Source organism: Streptococcus sp. HMSC066F10 (genome assembly GCF_001813805.1).
In the GTDB taxonomy this organism is placed as follows: Bacteria; Bacillota; Bacilli; order Lactobacillales; family Streptococcaceae; genus Streptococcus; species Streptococcus vaginalis.
Genome location: NZ_KV813993.1, coordinates 94,720 through 118,989 on the forward strand (window position 1 = coordinate 94,720; position 24,270 = coordinate 118,989).

Consider the following 24,270-nt stretch of genomic DNA (forward strand, 5'->3'; position numbering starts at 1 on the left):
GTTCTTTTCTCCACTCTGTTTTTTTAATTATCTATTTTCCATGTCTTAACATCTGGCAATAAACCTACCTTCGAAATTTTAGAAACGTGCCGATTGCCCATAACATAAAAGCCCAGAGGCACAGCTCGCCATTCATCTGTGCAGGTCACGCCAATTCGAGAGCGCGAGCCAATTTGAAGCGGGACAGCATTTTCTACTAATTGCAACCTTGAAGTGGTCAAATCTTGGCCATCAAATTCCTTGCTAATCCTTGCAAATTTGGTTAATTTTCCTGGGCCGTTGGCAAGCAATGTCCCGTCTGGTAATTCCAAGGCTCGAATCAAGACGGCTTCTGCGACATTCTCAGCCCTTGTGACTAAATTCAGCATTTGATGCCCGTAGATTTGATAGACATACCAGTGTCCAGCAGATAAGTACATAGACTCGTTTTTTGGTGTTCGTCTGCCACACGCACTATGACAAGCACTATCTTTAGCTCCCAAATAGGCTTCTGTCTCAACAATTCGTCCCAACACTTGTCCGTCTAAGCACAATTGCATACCTAACAAAGACTTAGCCGTTGCGACTGTATCTGTCTGCATGATATGTTTAAATTCTTTTGATAACATAATTTCATTATAACATGAATTCCATACAAAAAAGCAATCGAGAAAGACTGCTTTTTTGTTTAGGAGTTTATGATGAAAAAAGTTTTTTAGGATTAGTTATAATATACCTTGTTTTGCTTAAATTTGTCTTAATAGAAAACAGCTAAACCGCTTTCAAAAATTCTTTTTTGTGTTAAAATAATAACAAAGAAGAAAAATGAACATTCTGATTATCACCCCACAATGATATCATGCTTATAAGGAAGAAATTTTATGAACAAACGACCTATCCGCCTTGTCATAAGCGATATTGACGGTACCATTTTAAATGACCAACACCAAGTTGATTATCAGCTAAAAACACAGCTTCCTCTTTTGCAGGAAAAAGGAATCCCTTTTGTGTTGGCATCTGCGCGTTCACCACTTGGCATGGAACCAATCGCACAGCAACTTGGTCTCATTGACAATCCATTGGCCTGCTACAATGGCGCTCTTGTCATCAAAGGAAATTCCCAGAATTATGATGTTTTAATGGAACACGGTTTGGATAAAAAAGAAGTTCAGTATTTGCTAGAGCTCGTCCAAGAGAAGTTTCCAGCTGTAGCTATTAATCTCTATTCAGGAAAGGATTGGTTTGCTGAACAGATTGACAAATGGGGTCAGGAAGAAGCAGATATTACCGGTGAAAATCCTATCCTTCAATCTCTAGTTTCTGTTGTAGAAGGGCGGACTTCTATTCACAAACTTCTTCTGATAGGTGAAGCAATCACCATCCAAAATCTTCACGACTCTCTGCAAAACACAAATTTTCCTAAAACAGCCTTTTATCTTTCCAAAGAGAATTATCTAGAAGTTACAGCTAAACAGGTTTCTAAGGAAAATGCTCTTCAAGAGATTGCTCATTTTTACCAAATTCCTCTCCAGCAAGTCATGGCAATTGGTGATAATTTCAACGACCTCCCCATGCTGAAATTAGCCGGATTAGGAGTGGCTATGGGAAATGCTCCTAAAGCAGTCAAAGAGCAAGCTGCAGCCGTTACCCACACCAATAATAATCATGGTGTCGCTCAAGCAATAGAGCAATATGTTTTAGATTAACAGCTATCTTTCCAAAATACAATAGAAAAGCTGACAGATTCATAAAATTCTCTAGTTCCCCATATAAAAAAACACGGACAAGCAAACTAGCAACCAACTAGTTAATTTGTGTTCGTGTTTTCTTTTTCTTATTTAAAATTCTCAATTGCTCCGTCATAATTTGCCCATTCTTTGCTGAAGAATCGATCATTCATCTGGTAAGTCGGAGCAGGCTTGGGATTGGAAATAAAAGGATTGACAGCCTTATCAAACGCCAACCAGCCAAGCCAGCCCATGTGAATGGTGTCTTGCATAAAGTAGGGCTTCCCACCATCGTTTGAAAAGTCCGCGATATTGGTAAAACCTTGACTTTCCAACTGATAACGAATTTTCTTCACCGCTTGTTGATACTTTTCTTGACTCAAACCAGTATAGGCCATCCATTTTGCATTGACAGGGGGAATAACAAAGATTGGATTCGTTTTTGACTTGGCAAATTGCTTCAAAACAAGTTGTAAATCGTTATACTCGGGAGATTTGGTATAAGAAAACTTTGCTTGCTTTCCTTTAAACTTTTTAATACGTTTCCGCAAGCGATGCTTATAAAATTTATTATCAATTCCTAAATCATTATTAGTCGTGTTTCTTTGAGCATCTTTTGTCGCAAATTCTTCCAAATCCTGATAAGAAAATTTATCTGGCAAACGCTTAATTTGAGGCTGTACCAATTTTTCATAATTCTCATTACGTTCGGCAAAAAGAGAACTGAAAAGGGAATCCTCACGTTTATTTAAACGGCTGATAAGACGGATGTACTGTTTGTCAAAGTTTGACAGTTTCTGATGATTAGCTATTTTTTTTACATTGTCTTTCATAGCCACTGTCGGATACAGTTGTAAGAGACGCTTCGCCGCATATTGAGCATCAATGTCTCCTTCTTGCTGGCGCAAGAAACTAGTCAATTGATCACTATTAAAATATTGTTGAAATGCTGCTGGACTGTAGCCTTTTTTAGTAAACCATTGAGGAGAGACAACATAGACAGCTGGCTTATTTTTTAACTGCGGAAGCATTTGCTGCATGCCAAAATATTGCGTAAGAGATGCGGCTCCTCGTTGTCCTAAAAAATACGGACGATAATTACGCTTATATTTTTCTGACAAAACCGCAGGATGCATGCTGTCAAAGCGCAGCCATTCACTTGAACCAAAGTAAGGAACAAAGCGGTGCTTCTTATCTGTCAAAGCACGTACTTTTTGCGTTCTTCCCTTGAAACTTCCCGCCGTCAAAGAAACAGCCGAGCGCTTTTCAGCTTGGTAATCATGTTGTTGCTTGGTTGGGTAGAAAAATAGTAAAGCCACCACCATCAAAAGGGCGCAGAAAACTGGGCCTAAAATGAGCCACAATCGTTTAAGCATTACGAAGCTCCGTTACGCCTTCAATAATTTTATTAGCAGTATTCCAATCATCACGACCAAATTCTGAGACGGGAACATGAATGTCAAAACGGTTTTCTAATTCAACAATCAATTCAACCGTTCCCATACTGTCCAGAACTCCTGCATCAAACAAATCTTCGTCCATCATGTCTGATACATCTTCCATAAATAAATCATCAATAATTTCTAATACTTCTGCTTTTACGTCCATTAGAGAACTCCTTTTTTATTTTTTAAACCATAAGTCATTCAAAAATCCTGAGAAGATTAAGAATGAAAACATTACAACATTAAAGGTGATAAACATCCCTACTGCTTGTGTCCATTTGTTATCTGGTAATGGTGGCAAATTCTTCTTTTTCCGCTCTTTATTGATGGTCTTTTTCTTCCGCACCCAAGCGTCATTGATAACGAGTCCTAGACCATGAAAAAGTCCATAAGCAATATAATACCAAGTGACTCCGTGCCAAAAGCCCATGACCAACATATTGATGATATAAGCGACACTTGAAGTGGTATTCCGATTTTTAAAAACTTTGTTTCGGATAAGTACTGTGACTAGCCGCATAAATACAAAATCACGAAACCAGAATGACAGGCTCATATGCCAACGATTCCAAAACTCTTTCAAATCATGAGAGATAAATGGTTTGTTAAAGTTAATCGGACTTTTAATTCCCATTAGATTAGAAATAGCGAGGGCAAACATGGAATAACCCGCAAAGTCAAAAAATAAATCCAATCCAAATACATACATCACTCCTAGAGTTGGCAGGTTGAAGATACCACCCATTTGCACTGCATATTGCTTGAGAGGAGGCAAAATCATTGAGCCTAAAATATGTGCAAGAATAAACTTGTATAAGAAACCAAGCATTATGTATTGAACGGATTGCTCCAACATATCTAGCAGTTCATCACGCTCAGGGATATTTTCATAATCTTGATTGAACCGCTTAAAACGATCAATCGGCCCACTTGAAAAAGTTGGCATAAAGAGCATGAAACGTAGAAATTCCCATAAGTTAAAGTCTTTTAGAACACCATCCCGCAGCTCAATCATCATTCCTACTGAACGGAAAGTTAAGTAGGAAATTCCTAAAAAGCCCAAGAGTGATTGATGACCATAAATAGCTGGCGTTACCTTTACAAAGAAAAGCGGTAGGATAGACAAAGCAATGTGCAAATAGAAAATCCATTTGCTATCTCCCGTTTTTCGATAAATTTTATAAGTCCAAACCCAAAGTATTTGCCAAAGAACATAAAACAGTAGAGCATAGATTTGTGTTAATTTAGGTCCAATTAACATAAATATGATGAAAGCAAAGCTGACCAGAGCTTCATAAATGGGAAATCTTTTTTTGAAGAATAAACCAACAAAGATTGGCAAAACGGCTAAAATGATATAAACAAAATACTGCGGATCCCCGTACGGTTCCAAGTGAGGAAGCTGTCTTATGAAATCCATCATCGGTTGTTGACCTCGCTAATCAAACCTTTAATATCAATCTTACCATTTGGTGTCAATGGCAAGGAATCCCGATAAAGGAATTTGGAAGGCATCATATAAGACATCATAATATCTTGCAAATCTTCTTTGATAGCTTTGGTGATGTCAATCTCACGCTCAAATTGTTCCTTAACCCCGTCCTTCAGGATGACATAGGCTAGAAGGTTTTGTACTTTATGATCTTTATTGTAACGCGGTACAGCCACAGCTGAGTCCACATATTGAGACTTGTTCAGGTTTTGGGAAACATCTTCTAATTCAATACGAAAACCGTTGAACTTGATTTGGAAATCCATACGACCGCCATAAAGCAGTAAACCTTCATCTGTCATAGTACCAACATCGCCTGTATGATAGGCTGGTAACCCTTCAAACTCAAAAAATGCTTCGGCTGTTTTCTCTGGGTTGTTCATATAGCCTTTTGATACAGCTGGTCCAGATATAATGATTTCTCCTTGCTCACCATTCGGCAGTTTGTTTCCGTCTTCATCAATCACAAAAGTTGGAGAATCCGCTTTGGTATAGCCAATCGGCAAGCGTTTCATATTTGTCAGCATGTCATCCGTTATAGCAACAGCAGATAGAGCCACAGTTGCTTCTGTCGGACCGTAAGCATTAATAATACGTGCATTTGGAAAACGATCACGCAATTTTTGAGCTGTTTTAACCGTCAATTCTTCTCCGTCAAAGTAGAAATGCGTAATGCCTGGCATTTTTTCAGCATTGAAATCCTCAGACAGCATCGCCATATCTGCAAAAGACGGTGTTGATGTCCAAATAGCGATTGGCAAGTTCAAAATAGTCTCAAACAGCTGCTTGAAATCTTGCGTAATGGCAGACAGAACTGCAAAAAGTGTTCCTCCAAGTGCCAAGGTTGGCGCCCAGTACATAACCGATAAGTCAAAAGAATAAGGTGGCTGCGCCAACATTTGCGGACGAGCTGGAGTCGCAAATTCCTTATCTGTAATCATCCAGTTGGTAAAGCTAAGCAAATTATCGTGCGAGATTTGCACACCCTTTGGCTTTCCAGTCGTTCCCGAAGTGAAAATGATATAGTAATTATCATCACCTTTAACAGGGTGTGTAATTTCGTAAGGATGTTTGGCTGCAAAAGCAGTTTGAACTGCTGCCAAGTCAAGAATTGGTATGTTCACATCTTTCAGCGGAAAGTCATTGATTGCAATGATGAGACTAGGCTGTGCCACTTCCACAATCGCTGTCACGCGCTCCAGAGCTGAATGACTATCAATCGGAATATAAGCATGCCCTGACTTCGTCAAAGCTACAAAGGTTGCCAGCATGTCGTATTCTTGCCCACCAAACACCACCACTGGTGACTTTTCAGGAAGCGCAAGGCTGTCAATCTTTGCAGCGAGCGAATCCGAGTCCACTTTCAAATCATGATAAGTATGAACTTCTCCTAGAACATTGTAAACTGGAAAATCTGGTTGAGACTGAGCAAAATACTCAATCGTTTCAATCATGTCGTTAATTACTGAATTGGTCACAGTCTGCTCCTAAAATTCATTATAGATAAAACCACCTTGGCCTTGGCCAAGATAATTAAAGAAATAAAGCAACGCTAGAAATATCACAAAATAAAGCAGCGTCTGTCCAAGAAATTTAAAAATTATTTTATGTTTTTTCATCATATTCATCACTTTTGTCTTACTTCTAGATAAGACTTAATATATTTTACCATTTTCTAACGCTATTTTTCAATACAAAACATTCTTTAATTGAGGAATTAAGCTAGAATTAAGGTTTATTTACAACAAACCTAGGGAAATCACAGATGTGCTGTCTCAAAAAACTAGAAAAGAAAATAGTTTTAGACTTACCTTTTAAAAATATATAAAAATTTTATATATTTTCTTGAATTTGAAAGTGAAAAGCGCTATACTATGTATAGAAAAATTATATATAAAAATATTATACATAGGAGGTGGCTCATGTATTTTCCAACATCTTCTACCCTAATTGAATTTCTCATTCTAGCGATTTTGGAAAGTGAAGATTCCTATGGCTATGAGATTAGCCAAACGATTAAATTGATTGCCAATATCAAGGAATCAACCTTATATCCTATTTTAAAAAAGTTAGAAAAGAATCGTTACTTAACAACTTACTCGCAAGAATATCAAGGTCGAAAACGGAAGTATTACTCCCTTACTCCAGAGGGACGAAAGCAGTTAAACACCCTTAAAAGGGAGTGGAAGTTATATACAGCGACAGTCAACGGTATCATAGAAGGGAGCATTCGCCATGACAAAAACTGACTATTTAGCCGCACTAGAGAAATACTTGAAAACATTGCCAGAAGCAGATTATAAAGAAGCAATGGATTATTTTACGGAATACTTCGAAGAAGCCGGATCTGAAAATGAAGCACAAGTCATTGAGGAGTTGGGAGATCCCAAAGACGCAGCCGAAGAGATTATTCGCTCACTTTCAGCAAATCAAGCAGAAGAAACGTCAACTCGTCCTCAACACCAGTCATCTGCACACAATCACCAATCATATACCGACAATGCTTATATCTTTGAAGACTATGCAACAATCTCTGAATTGCATATTGATGTCACCACGCAAGATATTCTTATTGAGCCTTCACCTGATGATTTTTTCCACATCAAATACTATAATGGAAAAGGCAACAATCAAATCATTTCTACTGTTCAAAACGAGAAGTGGCACATTACAGAAAAAGGCAACACGCATTATAGTGGTTTGGACTGGATTATTAATGTCATGAAAAACGGTTTTGATAATCATCCCATCTGCATTCAAATCCCGAATGGCAAGATTCTTCAATCATTCTCACTTCAAGCAACTTCTGGTGATGTAGCTGTATCTCATCTTCAAACACAAAAAGGAACGATTGAGCTTTCAAGTGGCGATCTGACTATGCGGCATTGCCATTTGCAACAAACCGATGTTACCCTTATCAGTGGCGATATCCATCTGGCACATGCCAAATTGACGGATTGTAAGCTGTCTCTTGTGTCAGGGGATCTCGACACGCATTCTTTAGAAATTGCTGGTAAGACTTTCATTCAAACAACTAGCGGAGATATTTCACTTCATCTGCTGCACCATGATTTCAGCTATGATCTTGAAACAGTGCACGGAGACATTTCTATCTCTAATCAGCTCCAGCCGAGCCACCAAATCATTTGCAACACAATCCACCACCAAGCAATGGCTTCTACAGATTCTCTTACTATCCAAGCTGTCAGCGGAGACATCAATCTTTATTAGAGGTTTCGCATGAAAGAGATTCATTGGTTATTCTTTGATGTTGGATCAACTTTGGTAAATGAAGAAAAAGCCTACAAAGATCGGATTGAACAGGCTATTGCGGATACTAATATTTCTTATGCAGCATTTTATCAAACTATGAACCACTATTTTAAGGAAAATAAAAAAGGCGATGCGGAAGCTCTGAACGATTATGGTCTGAAGCGTCCGTCTTGGAGGTCTGATTTAAAGGTGCTGTATCCTGACTGCAAGCAAGTGCTGAAAACTCTCCACCAACACTACAAGATTGGGATTATTGCCAACCAGTTACCGAACTTGCAAGCAAGATTGAGAAGATTTGGTATTGATTCTTGGATTGATCTGGTGATTTCCTCTGCCGATGTTGGCTTGGCAAAACCCGATTTCGCTATTTTTGAGTTAGCTTTCCAACAAGCGAACTATTTGGCTGAACACGCTGTGATGATTAGCGACCGTTTGGACAATGATATTCTTCCGGCTAAACAACTTGGAATGCAAACCATTTGGATCCGACAGGGATTTAGCCACTTGAACCACATAACGAATCCAGCAGAAACACCAGATTGGACTATTGATAATTTGACAGAGATTCTAGAGATTTTAGGCTGAGCATGCAAAAAACTAGAGTTGTTTCGCTCTAGTTTTTTTAACGTTATCAACTTTATTATATCATAAATTTTCCTTTAAAATAGACTTGTTTTTTCTTATTTTTGTGATACATTTAGGTTGAAAAAGGAAAAAGTGAGGTTACTAAACATGAAAAAAAAGCTGACTTTTCCTCTTCCCGCTTGGCTGCCCGATAAGGTTTCAGCGCATCGCGAAGAGCTTGCAAATCAGCGTCGCGCAATTCGTCAGCCGCACTAATCGAAGCTGACTTTTCACTCGCCCGAATCTGACCGAGAGAGGCTTGATAAGCAGGCAAGGCTGCTTTTATCTTCTTGACGAGAGCGGTAATGACATCCTCATTTTTAAAGTCGAGCGCTTCTTTCTCCACATCGTCTAAAAAACGAGTGATAAACTGCGTGAATTCCGCATGACGGAGATTACTAATCTTAAGTCCAATGAGCTTTTCTTGCTTCATAAATTCCTTCTTTCCTTTTTTACTTGTCACTTAAAGCGACCGTTTCAATGACTTCTCCTTTTTCCGTCAGCGCGGCGGATGACCTCAACTACTTTTTGTTTGCTTCGTCCGCCCGGCAGAAAGTTTCCCTTACTTTTGGTTTACTCCGTCCGCCCGGCGGACGAGATAAACTACTTTTGATTCATGCTGTCCGCCGGGCGGACGAAGTGAACGACAATCAGTTTGCCTTGTCAGCTGCGCGGACGAAGTAAAATTGTCTCGCCTCACCTCATCAGCCAACGAAATCCAGAAAAATCATCTCATTTAGTATAACATGAATGGGAAATTATAGGAAATTTTCTGAAAAAGAGGATTAACCACTTTCAAAACAGTTTGAACACACAGTCCTTAATGGACGGCAGAAGCAGAAAAGGTATTTTTCTTCATCACTTTTTCTCCTTTCATCTATATGATATAATATGATGAAAAGGCATTCACAAAATGCCCACTATTTTCACATTTCATATTTAACACAAGGAGTCGCCTATGCGTTGGGATATTGGAACAGTTTACAAGACGATTCGAAAAGCAAAGGGAATCACCCAGCAAGAGATTTGCGGAGATTGGATTTCTCGCTCCAATCTTTCCAAGTTTGAAAGCAACCAATCCGTTCCCAGCTATGAAACCATGGAATTTCTGCTCCACCAGATTGACATGAGCTTTGGGGAATTTGAATATCTTTGTGATTATTATCATTCAAATCACAGAATGAAGATTATCTTGCAATTTAAAAATTATTTATCTGTCGTTGAAACAGAACAATTACTGGATTTAACCAAACAGTGTGAAGCCTACTTGAAAGCTCATCATGATATTCCCATTAGCAATATTTTGCGTATGGCAAATATACTAATTGAAATTAGAAAAAATAAAATCAGTAGTCAAGCACAAGTTTTAGCCCAACAGTTATGGACAGATTTAGAAAAACGAGATACTTTTTATGAAAGTGACCTAAATTTACTAAGTGTTATTCTTTACTTCTTCCCACTAGAAACCATTCAAAATATAACGGAAAAAATCTTAGCCAGTCTCAACAAGTATAAGCATTACAAAGAAATTCACAGTACACAATTCTCCATTTTAGCCAACCTTTCGACCATCTACCTTTACAACAATTGCCTTGACGATTGCCAGCGTATCACCGAGATGATCTTACCGCTCGCCAGGCAAACAAAACGATACGACAAGCTCGGCTTTGCTCAGGTTCGTCTGGGTATTTGCCAAAGAGACGACGACCTTATCCAGAAAGGTCTCCAGTTGCTTGAGCTGACAGAAGAAACGACCTTGCTCGAAAACTTGAAAGAAGAAGTCAAACAGCATCGTACTTCCCCTTTCTCTCATGTTTCACGTGGAACTTCAGCACCTTAAAGGAGACAGAGAAGCAAATGACTTACAACGGATTTGTATTTTTTGATATTGACGGCACCTTGGTTGATAGCCAAGGACAAGTCCCAGCAGACAACAAAACAGCCATTGCTCAACTACGAGCCAACGGCTTTCTGCCTATTATCTGTACGGGGCGCGGGCGCGGAGAAATGGGGACGGTTCTGAAAGACGCTGGGATTCATTCCGCTATCTTGCTAAATGGCATGGAAATCCTCCATGAAAAGCAATTCCTGTTTGAAGGACGAATTGCACAAAACAGCATTCTCAAGCTCCTGCAACTGGCAAAGGAAAATGAGCATGACCTCGGTTTTTATTCGCAAGGAGAAATGCGTGTGACGGCGCTCAGCCCGACCGTTCAGCAGAATTTCCGATATTTTCATCAAGACCTGCCCCAAGTCGGGCCAACCATTTATCAAAACCAGCCTTGTCAGATGTTGCTCATTTTTAGTGAAGAGCCCGAAAAAGACACCCAGTACCAAACAGAAGTCCCTGAACTGCACTTTTTCCGTAACAGCCCCTACTCGATAGACATCACGCCACACGGCTGTAACAAAGGCTCTGGGATTCAGCACCTGCTGACCTTGCTGGCAGATAAAGCACCGACTTACGCATTCGGAGACGGACTCAATGACCTGACCATGTTTGAAACAGTAGATTATCCCATTGCAATGGGCAATAGCCAAGCAACCGTCAAAGAAGCAGCCACTTTCATCACACACTCTAATGATGAAAATGGCATTCCACACGCCCTTGCTCACTTTGGTTTAATTTAAAAAAGAAGCTCCTGTATTCAAGATACAAGAGCTTTTTGATTAAACTAATTCTTTTTTATTTGGATTGTAAACCAAGAAACCAAGACCAACAAAGAGCAGCAGAACGATTGTCATGAAGGCAACCTGTCCGCCGACTTGCCCCGTCATCGAAATCGTTTGACGCAAAGCCGAAACAGAATAGCTCATCGGCAACCAAGGATTGACATCTTGGAAAATCTTATCCGTCAACGGAAGTGGGTAAGTCCCTGCACTAGAGGCTAGTTGCAACAATAACAAAATCAAAGAAGTGAAAGCACCAAGCTTAGTGTCCCACGTTACCAGAGCCGTCACCACCGCCATGAAGCACATGCTGGTCAAAAGAATGATACCAAGCGTTGCCCATTCGTGGTTGGCGGTTAAGCCAATCATATGTACCGCACCGTACACCAACAAACCTGCTAAGAGAGAAATCATGCCGTTGACTTGAATACGTGCTTTCAACCATTCCATACGTGTCTTTGGCTTCTTACCAGAAGGTAACGTGCTAAAGATGATATTGGTTGAAATAGCTGCTACAAAGAGTGCCACAGAAATCATGTATGGTGCCATCCCGATACCATTTTTACCAACATGGTCTTTATCTATTTTCTTCGTTGTCAATGGATTTGCGAGAGCTTTAGCATTGGCTTTATTGGTTGTCACCATAGATAATTGATTTTTGGCATCTGTCAAACCTGCTGTCAAGCTGTCCGCACCCGACACAAGTGTCCCCAGATTAGACGTGATAGTTGAGCTGCCGTCTGCCAGCTTCGTAGAACCATCTGCTATTTTACCAGCACCATCAGACAGTTTGTCTGCCCCTGACACGAGTGTAGCAGAATTGTTCACTAATTGACTAGCTCCGTCTGCTAATTTTGCCAAGCCGGCATCAATTTGACCATTATTAGCCGCCAATTGATTAGCTCCGGAATTGATTTTTGCCATGCCAGACGTCAATTGGTCATTCTTACTAGATAAGGTATTAACTCCTGCTGTTATCTGCGCAACCCCATTGGTGTAGTCGGTTACACCTTTTGCCAATTGATCAATACCTGCTCCTACTTGATTAGCACCCGCAGTTGATTGTTGTAAAGCTGCAAGGATTTTTGATTGGGATTGTTGTGCGCTCGTTTGAAGCTCTGAAAGCGCACCTTTCGCTTGTCCGATGACAGCTACACTTTGTTGATTAGAAGATTGCTCTGGCAAGTTCGTCACTTGCGTCTTGAGCGCTTGAATATTTGTCAATAGACTTGCCGCAGTCGTAGCAGTTTGACTTGGAGTTTGCGAAATCGCAGCATTGATTTCTGCCTGCTCACTAGCACTTAACTTTTGATAAGCAGCTGTAGCAGCCACGTTAGTTGCAATCGTAGTCTTGTCTGTCGTCGCACTATTGGCAAGCGTGTTCGCAGCCGTTTCCATATCGCTTAAAGCAGTCGTCATGCTTGCTTTAGCGGCTGACAAGTCTGATCCAGTTGAAAGAGCGGTTTGCACAGCAGTTAAACCTGCTTGCAAATCCTGTAGCTTTTGAACTTGTTCAGCAGTCATGCCAGATTGTTGAACAGTTGTCATTAACGTATTCAGACCCGTAGCTAATTGATGCGCACCGCTTGATAATTTTTGAATTTCTCCATTAGAAGCGGTCAATTGATTGACTCCAGCCAATAAATTTTGCGATTGAGCATTTAACTGATTCGCACCGCCTGCAAGATTTGCTACACCATTGGCATACGCATTTAAACCATCTGATAATTCTCTTGAACCGTCAGCCAATTGACCAACAGCATTTGTATAGTCTGTCAGACCTTTTGAAAGCGTATCTGAACCAGAAGCCAATTGACCGACACCTGACGTATAAGCTGAAAGGCGTGTCGATAGCGTACCAATTCCGTCTGACAGCTGATGCACCCCAAGCGTATAGGTTCCCAAACCTGTCGTCAATGTATTAGCACCGTCTGCAAATGTCATGCTTGAGCTAGACAAGGTCTGTAAATTATCTGTCAAAGTTTGACTACCGTCTTTTAATTGTTGACCGCCAGAAGCAAGTTGCCCACTACCAGAAGCAGCTGTTATCATGCCTTTCCTCAAGCTATTCATACTCTTGAAGAGAGAAGTCGTATACGTATTGGTCACATTGTTTGCGACAGTTTGTTGAAGTCGCGTCATAGCCGAATCACTCATCTTACTAGCAATAAAGCTGTGCCCGCTAGATGTTTGATAATCAATCTGCATCTTTTGTGGTTTATTATCCAGAATACTAGCAGCCTTTTGAGATAAATCACTTGGAAGCGTGATAATCATATAATAATCACCTTTCTCCAAGCCTTTTTTTGCCTTTGCTTCAGATACAAAATGAAAATCTAAAGCATCATTCTTTCTAAGACTTTTCACCATATCATCACCAACAGACAATGTGTTGCTGTTAAATGTCGCATGTTGGTCTTTATTCACAACCGCTACTGGCAATTCTGAAACTTTACCATAAGGATTCCACATGGAGCTCAAAAAGATAACATTATAAAGAGCAGGAATCAAGGAAACACCAACCATGACAATAATGAAGAGTGGTTTTTTGAAAATTGCTTTCCATTCGTTGAACATTTTTTCTCCTCTATCTTAGACACTCTGTATAAAAATTTTAATTTTCGAAATATTTTTATACACATTGTCTAAATATTTGATATAATAGATTATACAGTTTCTGAAATTTTTCACAAGAGAAAAAATTAAATTTTAGACACGTTGGATAAATTTGTTCAAAAGAGGAAAGACAATATGGCAGAAAGTAACAAGCGCCAAAAAACAAAAATGATTATTGAAAATGCGATGGTAGAGCTACTGGAACACGAATCATTCGACCAGATTAGCACTGTCAAGTTGACCAAGACTGCCGGCATTAGTCGCAGTAGTTTTTATACACACTACAAAGATAAATATGATATGGTTGAGCATTATCAACAGAAACTTTTCCATAAGTTAGAATACATTTTTGAGAAGTATGCTCAAGACAAGCGTAGCGCGATTATAGAAGTTTTTGATTTTCTCACACGAGAATCCCTCCTTTCTGTTTTGTTAACAGAAAACGGAACAAAAGAAATTCAAACATTTTTACGCCATAAATTCCAAATCATGCTGGCTGAAGACCTACAAGAGCGCTTTAGTAGTAAACTACTAAGTCAAGTGGAGAAAGAATACAGCTATGTTTACCTGACAAACGCCTTTTTTGGAGTTTGTCAAATGTGGATTGCTAGAGAAAAAAAAGAAAGCCCTGAACAAATGGCAGATTTTCTTTTAAAAATGTTGGATTAGAATATTTCTTATACCTTGCCCTAGTAGCACCCACAAGCTCTCTAGGGCTTTTCTTCGTAATCTTTACAACAAAAAAAGAAGCTGGGAAGATTCCCAACCTCTGATAATCCATCGATTAAAGTTGTTTGTTATAGTATTCAACGACAAGCGCTTCGTTGATTTCTGGGTTGATTTCGTCGCGCTCTGGCAAGCGAGTCAATGAACCTTCTAATTTTTCAGCATCAAATGATACAAATGCTGGACGTCCAAGAGTTGCTTCAACCGCTTCAAGAATTGCAGGTACTTTAAGTGATTTTTCACGAACTGAAATCACTTGACCAACAGATACACGGTAGCTAGGAATATCTACACGTTTTCCGTCAACAAGGATATGACCGTGGTTTACGAATTGACGAGCTTGACGACGAGTAGTTGCAAGTCCAAGACGATAAACAACGTTATCCAAACGACGTTCCAAAAGAAGCATGAAGTTAAAACCAAGGATTCCGCCTTTGATTTTAGTTGCTTGTACGAACAAGTTACGGAATTGTTTTTCACCTACACCGTAAGTAAAACGAAGTTTTTGTTTTTCAGCCAATTGCAAACCGTATTCTGACAATTTGCTACGGTTGTTTGGTCCATGTTGACCTGGTACGTAGTTACGACGTGCCAATTCTTTCCCTGTACCTGTAAGTGAAAGGCCCAAACGACGAGCTTGTTTCCAAGATGGTCCTGTATAACGTGACATAAACATGTCCTCCTGTAAAAATAATAATTTGAGGAAATAGTCACTTAGAAAGCCCTGATTCGTGCAGAACATTTTCGCCTAAACAGCCAAGGCTACTTTTATAGCTAATATTCTGTTGACGAGCTTCATGCCCTCCTGCTGCTATTTCACACAAAAGCCATTATATCAAAAAAAATCCTATCTGTAAAGACGGATTTTTACCAGATTATTTCTTTCTATGAAAATAACCTTTCTTCTTCAACAATTCCTCTATCGCAATTATATTTTGCTGTTCAGATGTTGCTAAAATAGTTTCAAATCCTAGACTTTTAGCGACATCTAAATTAACCTGTAAATCATCTATAAATACACATTGATTAGCTTGTAATGCGTATTGAGCTAGTAACTTTTGATAGATGCTTTTATCTGGCTTTGCATACCCTACTTCGTAAGAAAGGATTTTCCCAGTCAAAACTTTCGTCATCGGTAATAAACATGCATTTTCAACTGCATAAAATATCTCACTTGTAGTAGACAAAATATAAATGCCATATCCCAGCTGAGCCCATTCAAAAATTTTCTCTTGTAGCTGATGATAAACATCTACTGTCTCATACCAATGAGTAAAAATAGCCTCAACAGTAGCAGAGTAAGAACTATCTAGCAATGTTTGAGCCGCCTGAATGGCTTCCTCCAAAGTTAATTCTCCAGTATCCGTCTGAGCCCAAAGCCCTGAATCAAAAATAGCATCCTTGACGCACTTACGGTCTCCTTCATCTTCTACAAAAGCAGCTAAAATCTTAGCAGGGTTCCATTCAATTAAAACATTGCCAAAATCAAAAACTAGATTTTTAATCATTTTTCACTCCAGCCACATCAATCAAAGCAGTTTTTCGCCATTAAAACCTATTTATTCTCAATCCAAATAACGAATGAGATTTTTCTCCGTTAAAATATCTGAATAAGTGTAAGATTCGACATAAGTATTTTCAATCTCACCCGGTTGACCTCCATTACTTGTATATTCAACGATAAACAAAGAAGGATAAACTTCAATCAAGCGCCCTTGCTTATTTTTTTGACGTTTACGGCCATTTTCAAGAGTCATTTCTACCATTTTGCCCTCATGGGCTTTGATTTCTTCTTTAATTTTTCTCATTTTTGCAACATCTGTAAATGCATCACTCATTGTTTATTCCTCTCTCTTGGAAATACTTGAAAACTTATTGTATTCTTTTTGGAAAATCAATTCTACCGTACCACGCGCACCGCTACGGTTCTTTTCGATAATCACTTCAACCTTGTTGTTTGGAAGCCCTTCAGATTCTTCACCACCGCGTTCATAATAATCATCACGATATAGAAATGCAACAATATCTGCATCCTGCTCAATAGAACCCGACTCACGAATGTCTGACAAAACAGGCCGTTTGTCCTGACGCTGTTCCACACTCCGTGACAATTGGCTCAGCGCAATGACTGGCACTTTCAACTCTTTTGCCAAAATCTTTAATTGACGAGAGATCTCAGATACTTCTTGCTGACGATTCTCTCGACCAGTCCCTGTAATCAACTGCAAGTAGTCAATCAAGATCAATCCAAGATTTCCTGTTTCTTGCGCTAATTTTCGAGCACGCGAACGAATTTCTGTAATCCGAATTCCTGGCGTATCGTCAATGTAAATACTAGCTTCTGCTAGATTTCCTTGTGCAATTGCATACTTCCTCCATTCCTCCTCCGTCAATTGTCCTGTACGGATTGAATGTGATTCAATTAATCCCTCTGCTGCTAGCATTCGGTCTATCAGGCTTTCTGCCCCCATTTCTAAAGAAAAGATAGCGACTGTTTTATCTAGCTTTGTTCCAATGTTTTGAGCAATATTGAGAGCAAAAGCTGTTTTACCAACCGCTGGACGAGCTGCCACGATGATTAACTCTTCTTCATGCAGTCCTGTGGTCATGTGATCCAAATCTTGATAACCTGTCGCAATCCCTGTAATATCAGAAGTTTGCTGAGACCGCGTTTCCAAGCTACCAAAGTTAAGATTCAAAATCTCTTTAATATTTTTAAAGCCGCTTCGACTAGCATTTTCACTAACATCGATTAGCGCTTTTTCAGCCCCAGCAATGATTTCATCTGCAGGACTGGCACCATCATAAGCTAGATTGATAGAGTCTGTCAGCCGCGCAATCAACCGGCGCAAAACAGCTTTTTCTGCTACAATCTTAGCATAATATTCAGCATTGGCAGAAGTCGGTACTGAGTTAACCACTTCAACCAAATAAGACAAGCCACCGATATTTTGCAAATCACTCTGACTGTCTAAAATATTACGAACAGTTGTCGCATCAATGGCATCGCCTCGATCTGCCAAGTCAATCATCGCTTTAAAAATTAACCGATTGGCATATTTAAAGAAGTCAGTTGGCTCGATATATTCACGAACAAACACCAGCTTACTTTCATCAATAAAAATCGCACCTAAAACAGATTGCTCTGCTAAAATATCCTGCGGTTGTGCTCGCAATTCATCAATATCTGCCATAAGACCTCCTCTCTCAAAAAATATTCTTCAATTAACCTTCTTTTACACGTAAGTTAATCACACTAGTCACATCTTGATAAATTTTCACTGGCACATCAATCAAGCCAACAGAACGAATAGGATTCTTGACTTGAATCAATCGTTTATCAATCTTAATTCCAAATTGCTTTTGTAATTCTTCAGCAATTTTTTTACTGGTAATAGAACCAAAAGTCCGTCCATCTGGTCCCACTTTTTCAGTAAATTCAACAATTGTACTTTCTGCTTCCAACTTTTCCTTAATGGCTTGCGCTTCAGCTAGCATTTCAGCGTGTGCTTTTTCTTCTGATTTTTGTTTTCCGCGAAGCTCGCCGATAGCTGCTGCAGTCGCCTCTTTGGCAAGATTTTTCTTAATCAGAAAATTCTGTGCATAGCCAGTAGGCACTTCTTTAATTTCACCTTTTTTTCCTTTACCTTTTACATCTGCTAAAAAGATTACTTTCATTCTTCTAACTCCTTATCTTTTAGTACTTCACGAACAATAATTTCATTTAAGCTATGAACCACCTGAGCAATTGTCTGGTCAGGAATTTGCGCTGCTGCTAAATTGAAATGACCGCCTCCACCCAGTTCTTCCATGATACGTTGGACATTGATTTTACTACGACTACGAGCAGATATCGAAACACTGTTTTGCTTATTTTTACTAACGACAAAGCTAGCTTCAATCCCTGACATAGCTAACATAGCATCTGCTGCTTTACTGATAACAACTGTATCATAGCATTTTTCTTCTACACCTGTCGCAACGAGTACATTCGGCAAAATTTTCTTACCATTCAAAATCAACTCATTCACTTCACGATATTCATCAAAATCCGTTGCTGAAATATCTTGAATAGCCACACTATCACTTCTGCGCGTGCGTAAATAGCTCGCCACATCAAACGTCCGACTGGTTACACGAGAAGAAAACTTCTTCGTATCCAGCATAATCCCAGCCATCAACACACTAGCCTGCATTTTACTCAAGCGTTTTGTCTTAGAATTTTGGAATTGAATCAACTCTGTTACCAATTCACAGGCACTACTTGCTCCGCTTTCGATATAAGTGATAACAGCATTTTCCGGAAAATCTTGATCTCTTCTGTGGTGATCAATGACGATAATTTGGTTAAACAAATCATAAAACTCTTTTGATAAGGTCAGAGCTGTTTTTGAATGATCCACCATAATCAACAGAGAACGATTGGTCACCATTGTCATCGCATCAGCAACCGAAAGAAGATTGGTCTCTCCTTCATCCTGCAGCCTGCGAACTGCTCGCTCAATATCCGCAGCCATTTGATGAGGATCATAAACAGCATAGGTCTGATCAATAATATTACTAGCAAATACTTGCATTCCCACAGCAGAACCAAGCGCATCCATATCCAAATTTTTGTGTCCAACTACAAAAACTTGGTCCACACTTTTAATCTTATCCGAAATAGCAGTCATCATAGCTCGCGTGCGAGTACGTGTCCGTTTCACCGATGCAGCTGAGCCACCACCAAAGTAAACAGGATTCTTCGACTCATCATTTTCTTTGACAACAGCCTGATCACCACCACGAACTTCAGCAAGATTCAAGTTTAAGAGAGCCACTTTACCAATCTGCTCATGATTACTATCACCATAAGAGAAGCCCATACTCAGTGTGAGAGGAATTTCCCGCTTTTTAGCTTCTTCCCTGAACTGATCAATAACTGCAAACTTATTTTGCATTAACCGATCTAGCACCGTGTAATCCGTAAAAATATAGAAACGATCCATTCCCACACGACGAGAAAACATGGCATATTTTTCTGCAAATTCAGAGACAAAATTTGCGATAAAGCTATTAATGTGGCTAATATCTGAATCTGAGACAACATCCTCTAAATCATCATAATTATCGACTGAAATAATACCAATAACTGGCCTTGTTGTTACTAATTCTGAAGTAGCCTCATACTCACTAGAAGCATCAAAAAAGTAAAACACACTTGAAGCATGATCTAAGTAGACCGAATATTTTGTATCCCCAATTGTTGCATACGATCCAGCACCCTCAGATGGTGTTTTGGTAATTTTTTGCAACAAGTCCACATCAAATTCACCGTCTTCATTAGTAAGAATCAACTCTGCGTAAGGATTAAACCATTCTACATTTCCAGATGTTTGATCAACTTTTACAACACCAACCGGCATTCTTTCAAGCAATGATGCCAAACTATTTTCTGCTTGATCATTCACATACTGGATTTGTTCCACTTCATCAATTTCATAACTTTTTTGTTGGTAAATCAATAGAAAAATCAAAAGAGCAAGCACCAAAAAAAGCGCAGATAACATCAGAATGCTGCTACCAAAAACTCGTAATAAAATAGCTAAAATTCCAAAGGAAATAACGCCCATGATTACAAAATGAATTGGAATAAAACGAAATTTTTTCATCACAAACCTCTTAACCGCCATTTTACCACAAAAGCTCTAAAAAAGCGAGTTTTCCCTTATTAAAACAAGCCAAATAATACTGTCAAACATTAGAAAAAATTAAATCTTCCTGCATCTCTTTGCTCACTTTACAAAACAGAATATCTGATTTTCCCATTAAATTAGCTTTATTTCTCTGGTAGTTTACAGCTTTGTCAAGTATTATTGACGAAAAAACACTTGCTCAGAAATGTGAACAAGCATCTTCATCATTTATTTTTTTGCTTTTTCTTGATTTTTTGAGATACTTCGTGATTTACCTTCCAAATAAACCATCAAAATCGAAATATCCGCTGGATTGACACCTGAAATCCGACTAGCTTGACCAATTGTTTCTGGGTTTATTTTCTTGAATTTCTGACGAGCTTCTGTCGCAATTGAATCAATATCATCCCAGTCAATGTTTGCTGGTATCCGTTTTTCTTCCATTAGTTTCATCTTCTCAACCTGATCCAACGCCTTAGAAATATAGCCTTCATATTTGACTTCAGTCTCAATCAATTCGATTATCTTTTCATCTAAATCTTCAGCTGCTGAACCGACAAACTTGACAACATCTTGATATGAAACTTCTGGACGACGCAAAAATTCTTTTGCTGTAACTGCGTCTGTCAATGGTTTAAAGCCTAATTTTTCAACCATTTCATTCGTTTCTTTAATTGGCTTTAATTTAATAGTGCTCAAGCGCTTCATTTCAGTTTCATATTGATTTTTCTTAATTTCAAAACGCAGCCAGCGTTCATCATCAACCAATCCTACCCTTCGTCCAATTTCAGTCAATCGCATATCCGCATTGTCGTGTCGTAAAATGAGACGGTATTCAGCTCGACTAGTCAAAAGACGATACGGCTCCACGGTTCCCTTGGTGACCAAGTCATCAATCATGACCCCAATATAACCATCACTACGTTTCAAAATCAATTCTGGCTTTCCTTGAACTTTCAGAGCTGCATTGATTCCTGCGATAATGCCCTGTCCTGCCGCTTCTTCATAACCAGATGTCCCATTCGTTTGCCCAGCTGTAAACAAACCTGAGATTTTCTTAGTTTCTAGAGTAGCGCGCAGCTGATGTGGCATAATCATATCATATTCAATCGCATAGCCAGTTCGCATCAATTCAGCATTTTCAAGTCCCTTAATAGAATGCACTAAGTCTTTTTGAACATCTTCTGGCAAACTCGTTGACAACCCCTGAATATAAACTTCTTCCGTATCTCGACCTTCTGGCTCCAAGAAAAGTTGGTGGCGCTCTTTATCTGCAAAACGAACAATTTTGTCTTCAATTGACGGGCAGTAACGTGGTCCTACACCTTTCACCATTCCTGAAAACATTGGTGCACGGTAAAGGTTGTTTTGAATAATTTCATGACTTCTTCCATTAGTATAAGTTAGCCAGCAAGGAATCTGATCTTTGAGATAATCCTCATCATGAGAAGTATAGGAAAAGTGGTTCGCTTTTTCGTCTCCAGGCTGAATATCCGTCTCTTCATAATTAATAGAAGAAGCTTTCACACGCGGAGGAGTTCCTGTTTTAAAACGCCCAATTTCAAACCCTAAATCACGTAAATTGTATGCTAAATTAATTGCAGCTAAACTATGATTAGGACCAGAAGAATACTTCAAATCTCCAATAATAATTTCTCCACGCAGAGCTGTACCGGTTGTTACGACAACTGCCTTTGCCGCAAACTCTTGGTGCGTGGCTGTTTTCACACCAACGACTTTCCCGTTCTCAACTAGAATCTCATCTATAATAGTTTGACGCAAAGTGAGATTCTCTTGATGTTGAACCGTCTTGCGCATTTCTTTAGAATAAAGTTCCTTATCTGCTTGCGCACGAAGAGCACGAACCGCTGGACCTTTCCCAGTATTGAGCATCTTCATTTGAATATAAGTTTTATCTATATTCTTAGCCATCTCTCCACCTAGAGCATCCACTTCACGTACAACGATTCCCTTGGCAGATCCTCCAATAGAAGGATTACAAGGCATAAAAGCTAGCATTTCAATATTGATTGTCGCAAGTAGGACTTTACAGCCCATTCGACTGGCTGCTAACGAAGCCTCAACACCTGCATGCCCAGCACCAATTACGACAATATCATAACTTTCAGTAAAATTGTGTGTCATCTTTTCTTTCCTTATTTTTTCACCAAAAAAGTCAAACCTCTAGAAGTGCAGGACAAAAAGCCTGCAACATCCATGAGCTTTGACCATCATAGTTATTGCTATATCCATTTTAGCAGATTGCTAAAAAATGTCAATCTAAATATACTGTTGAAGCTTACCATCTTTATAGGCATTGTCAATCAAGCCACCACCAAGACACTCTTCTTCATCATAAAATACAACGGCTTGTCCAGGTGTAATAGCACGTTGAGGTTCTGCAAAGTTGACAATTGCCTTGTCACCCTTTACAGTTACTGTAACCTTAGAATCTGGCTGACGATAACGAAACTTAGCTGTACATTCCATAGTAAACTCAGCTGGCATTTCTCTTGTAAAATGTACTTGGCTAGCGTCAAGACTCGTTGACATCAAGTTGTCATGGTAAAAACCTTGACCAACATAAAGAATATTTTGACTAAGATCCTTACCCACTACAAACCAAGGTTCATTATCTCCTCCATGCTGACCACCAATGCCAAGGCCACCACGCTGACCAATTGTATAATACATCAAACCAGCATGCTCACCCATATCTCGACCATCAACTGTCATCATGCGACCAGGTTGAGCTGGTAAATAATTTCCCAGAAATTCTTTAAAGTTTTTCTCACCAATAAAGCAGATGCCGGTTGAATCTTTTTTCTTAGCAGTAGCTAATCCTGCTTTCTCTGCAATAGCTCGAACTTCAGACTTTTCTAAATGTCCCAACGGAAACATCGTTTTTTGCAGCTGCTCTTGTGATAACTGACTAAGGAAATAAGTCTGATCTTTGCCATTATCCACTCCTCGCAGCATATGAACAATTCCGTCTTCATCGCGCTTTACACGCGCATAGTGACCTGTTGCCACATAGTCCGCTCCCAATGTCATAGCATAGTCCAAAAAAGCTTTAAACTTAATTTCTTTGTTGCACATGACATCTGGATTCGGGGTTCTACCAGCTCGATATTCAGCTAAGAAATATTCAAAAACGCGATCCCAATACTCTTTTTCAAAGTTGACAGAGTAGTAAGGAATTCCAATCTGATCGGCCACAGCTGCTACGTCTTTATAGTCCTCAGTAGCTGTACAGACCCCATTTTCGTCTGTGTCGTCCCAATTTTTCATGAAAATGCCAATCACGTCATAGCCCTGCTCCTTTAACAAAAGAGCTGTAACTGACGAATCCACACCGCCACTCATTCCGACAACGACACGTGTTTTAGAATGATTACTCATCGTGTTCTCCCATCTTTTCGTTATTTCACGATTGAAGGTCGTGTTTTGCTTTCAACGATTGAAGGTCGCTTAGAGCAAGGTTTATTATAACACGAAATAACCTTAAGAACAAATTTCAATAACCAGATAGCAATAACTTTACACTGCTGTAAACCAAAAATTCAGTAGATGAACTATTAAATCAGTGAATGAAACAATAGAGATCCTATCAAAAGGCCGAATCTAGTGAGCGACTTTGTAGCTTCTATCTATAACCTAAAAATAGTACTTTTAGCTGTAAACTACTATATTAAAGCCTTACTCTCATCACAAAAGAGTCTGGGACAAAAGTCCGACCTCAAATATAAAAAGCGAACAAAACTAGTTTTCTGGTAATCAGAATTCTGCTTTGTTCGCTTTTCGCATTTAATTATAGATTTGAAGGGCTTAATAATTAAGATTTTTAAAAATTGAAATCTTTTTGTCCCAACCTCAATAATTTTTTGTATTTATCAATACCAGCCATTTGCTAACCAGAAAGTCTTAGCAGCTGACCAAGAACCATAACGACCCGCTACATAATCGTCTGCTACTTTTTCTTGATTCTCTGCTGACAAGTCACCATTTAAATATGATAAATTGTAAAATATAGTGCAACAAAA

Annotated in this window: 22 protein-coding genes and 1 pseudogene; 7 read left to right on the plus strand and 16 right to left on the minus strand. The window is 39.2% G+C overall.

Annotation, left to right across the window (positions count from 1 at the left end):
• Window positions 1-23: 23 nt before the first annotated feature.
• Window positions 24-608 (minus strand): DNA-3-methyladenine glycosylase, encoded by a 585-nt coding sequence (locus HMPREF2933_RS08330; protein ID WP_024053261.1) that lies wholly within the window; start codon window positions 606-608, stop codon window positions 24-26.
• Window positions 609-860: 252 nt separating this feature from the next.
• Between HMPREF2933_RS08330 and HMPREF2933_RS08335 the strand changes: the two genes are divergently transcribed.
• The gene (locus HMPREF2933_RS08335; protein ID WP_070672790.1) at window positions 861-1,685 is read left to right on the plus strand and encodes a Cof-type HAD-IIB family hydrolase; all 825 of its coding nucleotides are present in this window, start codon (window positions 861-863) and stop codon (window positions 1,683-1,685) included.
• A 128-nt stretch (window positions 1,686-1,813) separates the two neighbouring features.
• Here HMPREF2933_RS08335 and dltD read toward each other — a convergent pair whose 3' ends face one another.
• The 5 genes from dltD to HMPREF2933_RS08360 are packed head-to-tail and all read right to left on the minus strand — an operon-like array spanning window position 1,814 to window position 6,262.
• Entirely contained in the window at window positions 1,814-3,082 is a 1,269-nt protein-coding gene (gene dltD, locus HMPREF2933_RS08340; RefSeq protein WP_024053263.1) for a D-alanyl-lipoteichoic acid biosynthesis protein DltD, read from the minus strand.
• On the minus strand, window positions 3,075-3,314 hold the full coding sequence (dltC, locus tag HMPREF2933_RS08345; RefSeq protein ID WP_003026725.1) for a D-alanine--poly(phosphoribitol) ligase subunit DltC: 240 nt from the start codon (window positions 3,312-3,314) through the stop codon (window positions 3,075-3,077). The genes dltD and dltC overlap by 8 nt, the downstream gene beginning before the upstream one ends.
• 15 nt (window positions 3,315-3,329) lie before the next feature.
• Window positions 3,330-4,574, minus strand: coding sequence for a D-alanyl-lipoteichoic acid biosynthesis protein DltB (dltB, locus tag HMPREF2933_RS08350; protein ID WP_024053264.1), 1,245 nt, complete (start codon window positions 4,572-4,574; stop codon window positions 3,330-3,332).
• Window positions 4,571-6,097 (minus strand): D-alanine--poly(phosphoribitol) ligase subunit DltA, encoded by a 1,527-nt coding sequence (dltA, locus tag HMPREF2933_RS08355; protein WP_206151501.1) that lies wholly within the window; start codon window positions 6,095-6,097, stop codon window positions 4,571-4,573. The genes dltB and dltA overlap by 4 nt, the downstream gene beginning before the upstream one ends.
• A 33-nt stretch (window positions 6,098-6,130) precedes the next feature.
• A complete protein-coding gene (locus tag HMPREF2933_RS08360; RefSeq protein WP_021002226.1) occupies window positions 6,131-6,262 on the minus strand; it encodes a teichoic acid D-Ala incorporation-associated protein DltX in 132 nt (43 codons plus the stop codon).
• 303 nt (window positions 6,263-6,565) lie between these two features.
• Between HMPREF2933_RS08360 and HMPREF2933_RS08365 the strand changes: the two genes are divergently transcribed.
• The 3 genes from HMPREF2933_RS08365 to HMPREF2933_RS08375 are packed head-to-tail and all read left to right on the plus strand — an operon-like array spanning window position 6,566 to window position 8,501.
• A complete protein-coding gene (locus HMPREF2933_RS08365) occupies window positions 6,566-6,892 on the plus strand; it encodes a PadR family transcriptional regulator (RefSeq protein WP_003026733.1) in 327 nt (108 codons plus the stop codon).
• Window positions 6,879-7,874 (plus strand): DUF4097 family beta strand repeat-containing protein, encoded by a 996-nt coding sequence (locus HMPREF2933_RS08370; RefSeq protein ID WP_024053266.1) that lies wholly within the window; start codon window positions 6,879-6,881, stop codon window positions 7,872-7,874. The genes HMPREF2933_RS08365 and HMPREF2933_RS08370 overlap by 14 nt, the downstream gene beginning before the upstream one ends.
• 9 nt (window positions 7,875-7,883) lie before the next feature.
• Complete coding sequence (locus HMPREF2933_RS08375; RefSeq protein ID WP_024053267.1) at window positions 7,884-8,501, plus strand: HAD family hydrolase; 618 nt, start codon at window positions 7,884-7,886, stop codon at window positions 8,499-8,501.
• Window positions 8,502-8,649: 148 nt separating this feature from the next.
• Here the strand turns inward: HMPREF2933_RS08375 and HMPREF2933_RS08380 are convergent.
• A pseudogene (locus HMPREF2933_RS08380) lies at window positions 8,650-8,973 on the minus strand (hypothetical protein); the annotation flags it as partial.
• Window positions 8,974-9,498: 525 nt separating this feature from the next.
• Here HMPREF2933_RS08380 and HMPREF2933_RS08385 point away from each other — a divergent pair.
• Window positions 9,499-10,380 carry a helix-turn-helix domain-containing protein gene (locus HMPREF2933_RS08385; RefSeq protein ID WP_024053270.1) on the plus strand — a complete coding sequence of 294 codons (882 nt, stop codon included), beginning with the start codon at window positions 9,499-9,501 and terminating at the stop codon, window positions 10,378-10,380.
• A gap of 17 nt (window positions 10,381-10,397) precedes the next feature.
• On the plus strand, window positions 10,398-11,171 hold the full coding sequence (locus tag HMPREF2933_RS08390; RefSeq protein WP_024053271.1) for a Cof-type HAD-IIB family hydrolase: 774 nt from the start codon (window positions 10,398-10,400) through the stop codon (window positions 11,169-11,171).
• 39 nt (window positions 11,172-11,210) lie between these two features.
• On the opposite strand, the gene HMPREF2933_RS08395 is transcribed toward HMPREF2933_RS08390, so the two are convergent.
• A complete protein-coding gene (locus tag HMPREF2933_RS08395) occupies window positions 11,211-13,787 on the minus strand; it encodes a YhgE/Pip domain-containing protein (protein ID WP_024053272.1) in 2,577 nt (858 codons plus the stop codon).
• 174 nt (window positions 13,788-13,961) lie between these two features.
• Between HMPREF2933_RS08395 and HMPREF2933_RS08400 the strand changes: the two genes are divergently transcribed.
• Window positions 13,962-14,495, plus strand: a complete 534-nt coding sequence (locus tag HMPREF2933_RS08400; protein ID WP_070672793.1) for a TetR/AcrR family transcriptional regulator — start codon at window positions 13,962-13,964, stop codon at window positions 14,493-14,495.
• Window positions 14,496-14,610: 115 nt separating this feature from the next.
• Here HMPREF2933_RS08400 and rpsD read toward each other — a convergent pair whose 3' ends face one another.
• From rpsD to mnmA, 8 genes are all read right to left on the minus strand, one after another.
• A complete protein-coding gene (rpsD, locus tag HMPREF2933_RS08405) occupies window positions 14,611-15,222 on the minus strand; it encodes a 30S ribosomal protein S4 (protein WP_003026749.1) in 612 nt (203 codons plus the stop codon).
• Window positions 15,223-15,427: 205 nt separating this feature from the next.
• Window positions 15,428-16,060, minus strand: coding sequence for an HAD family hydrolase (locus HMPREF2933_RS08410; RefSeq protein WP_024053274.1), 633 nt, complete (start codon window positions 16,058-16,060; stop codon window positions 15,428-15,430).
• 57 nt (window positions 16,061-16,117) lie between these two features.
• Window positions 16,118-16,390: a Veg family protein gene (locus tag HMPREF2933_RS08415; protein WP_003026751.1), complete on the minus strand. Its 273-nt coding sequence runs from the start codon at window positions 16,388-16,390 to the stop codon at window positions 16,118-16,120.
• A 3-nt stretch (window positions 16,391-16,393) separates the two neighbouring features.
• Window positions 16,394-17,746 (minus strand): replicative DNA helicase, encoded by a 1,353-nt coding sequence (gene dnaB / locus HMPREF2933_RS08420; RefSeq protein ID WP_024053275.1) that lies wholly within the window; start codon window positions 17,744-17,746, stop codon window positions 16,394-16,396.
• Window positions 17,747-17,777: 31 nt separating this feature from the next.
• A complete protein-coding gene (rplI, locus tag HMPREF2933_RS08425) occupies window positions 17,778-18,230 on the minus strand; it encodes a 50S ribosomal protein L9 (RefSeq protein ID WP_003077184.1) in 453 nt (150 codons plus the stop codon).
• Window positions 18,227-20,203, minus strand: coding sequence for a DHH family phosphoesterase (locus HMPREF2933_RS08430; RefSeq protein WP_024053276.1), 1,977 nt, complete (start codon window positions 20,201-20,203; stop codon window positions 18,227-18,229). The genes rplI and HMPREF2933_RS08430 overlap by 4 nt, the downstream gene beginning before the upstream one ends.
• Window positions 20,204-20,455: 252 nt before the next feature.
• Entirely contained in the window at window positions 20,456-22,372 is a 1,917-nt protein-coding gene (mnmG, locus tag HMPREF2933_RS08435; protein ID WP_024053277.1) for a tRNA uridine-5-carboxymethylaminomethyl(34) synthesis enzyme MnmG, read from the minus strand.
• A gap of 135 nt (window positions 22,373-22,507) precedes the next feature.
• Window positions 22,508-23,653, minus strand: coding sequence for a tRNA 2-thiouridine(34) synthase MnmA (gene mnmA / locus HMPREF2933_RS08440; protein WP_257360484.1), 1,146 nt, complete (start codon window positions 23,651-23,653; stop codon window positions 22,508-22,510).
• Window positions 23,654-24,270 lie beyond the last annotated feature (617 nt).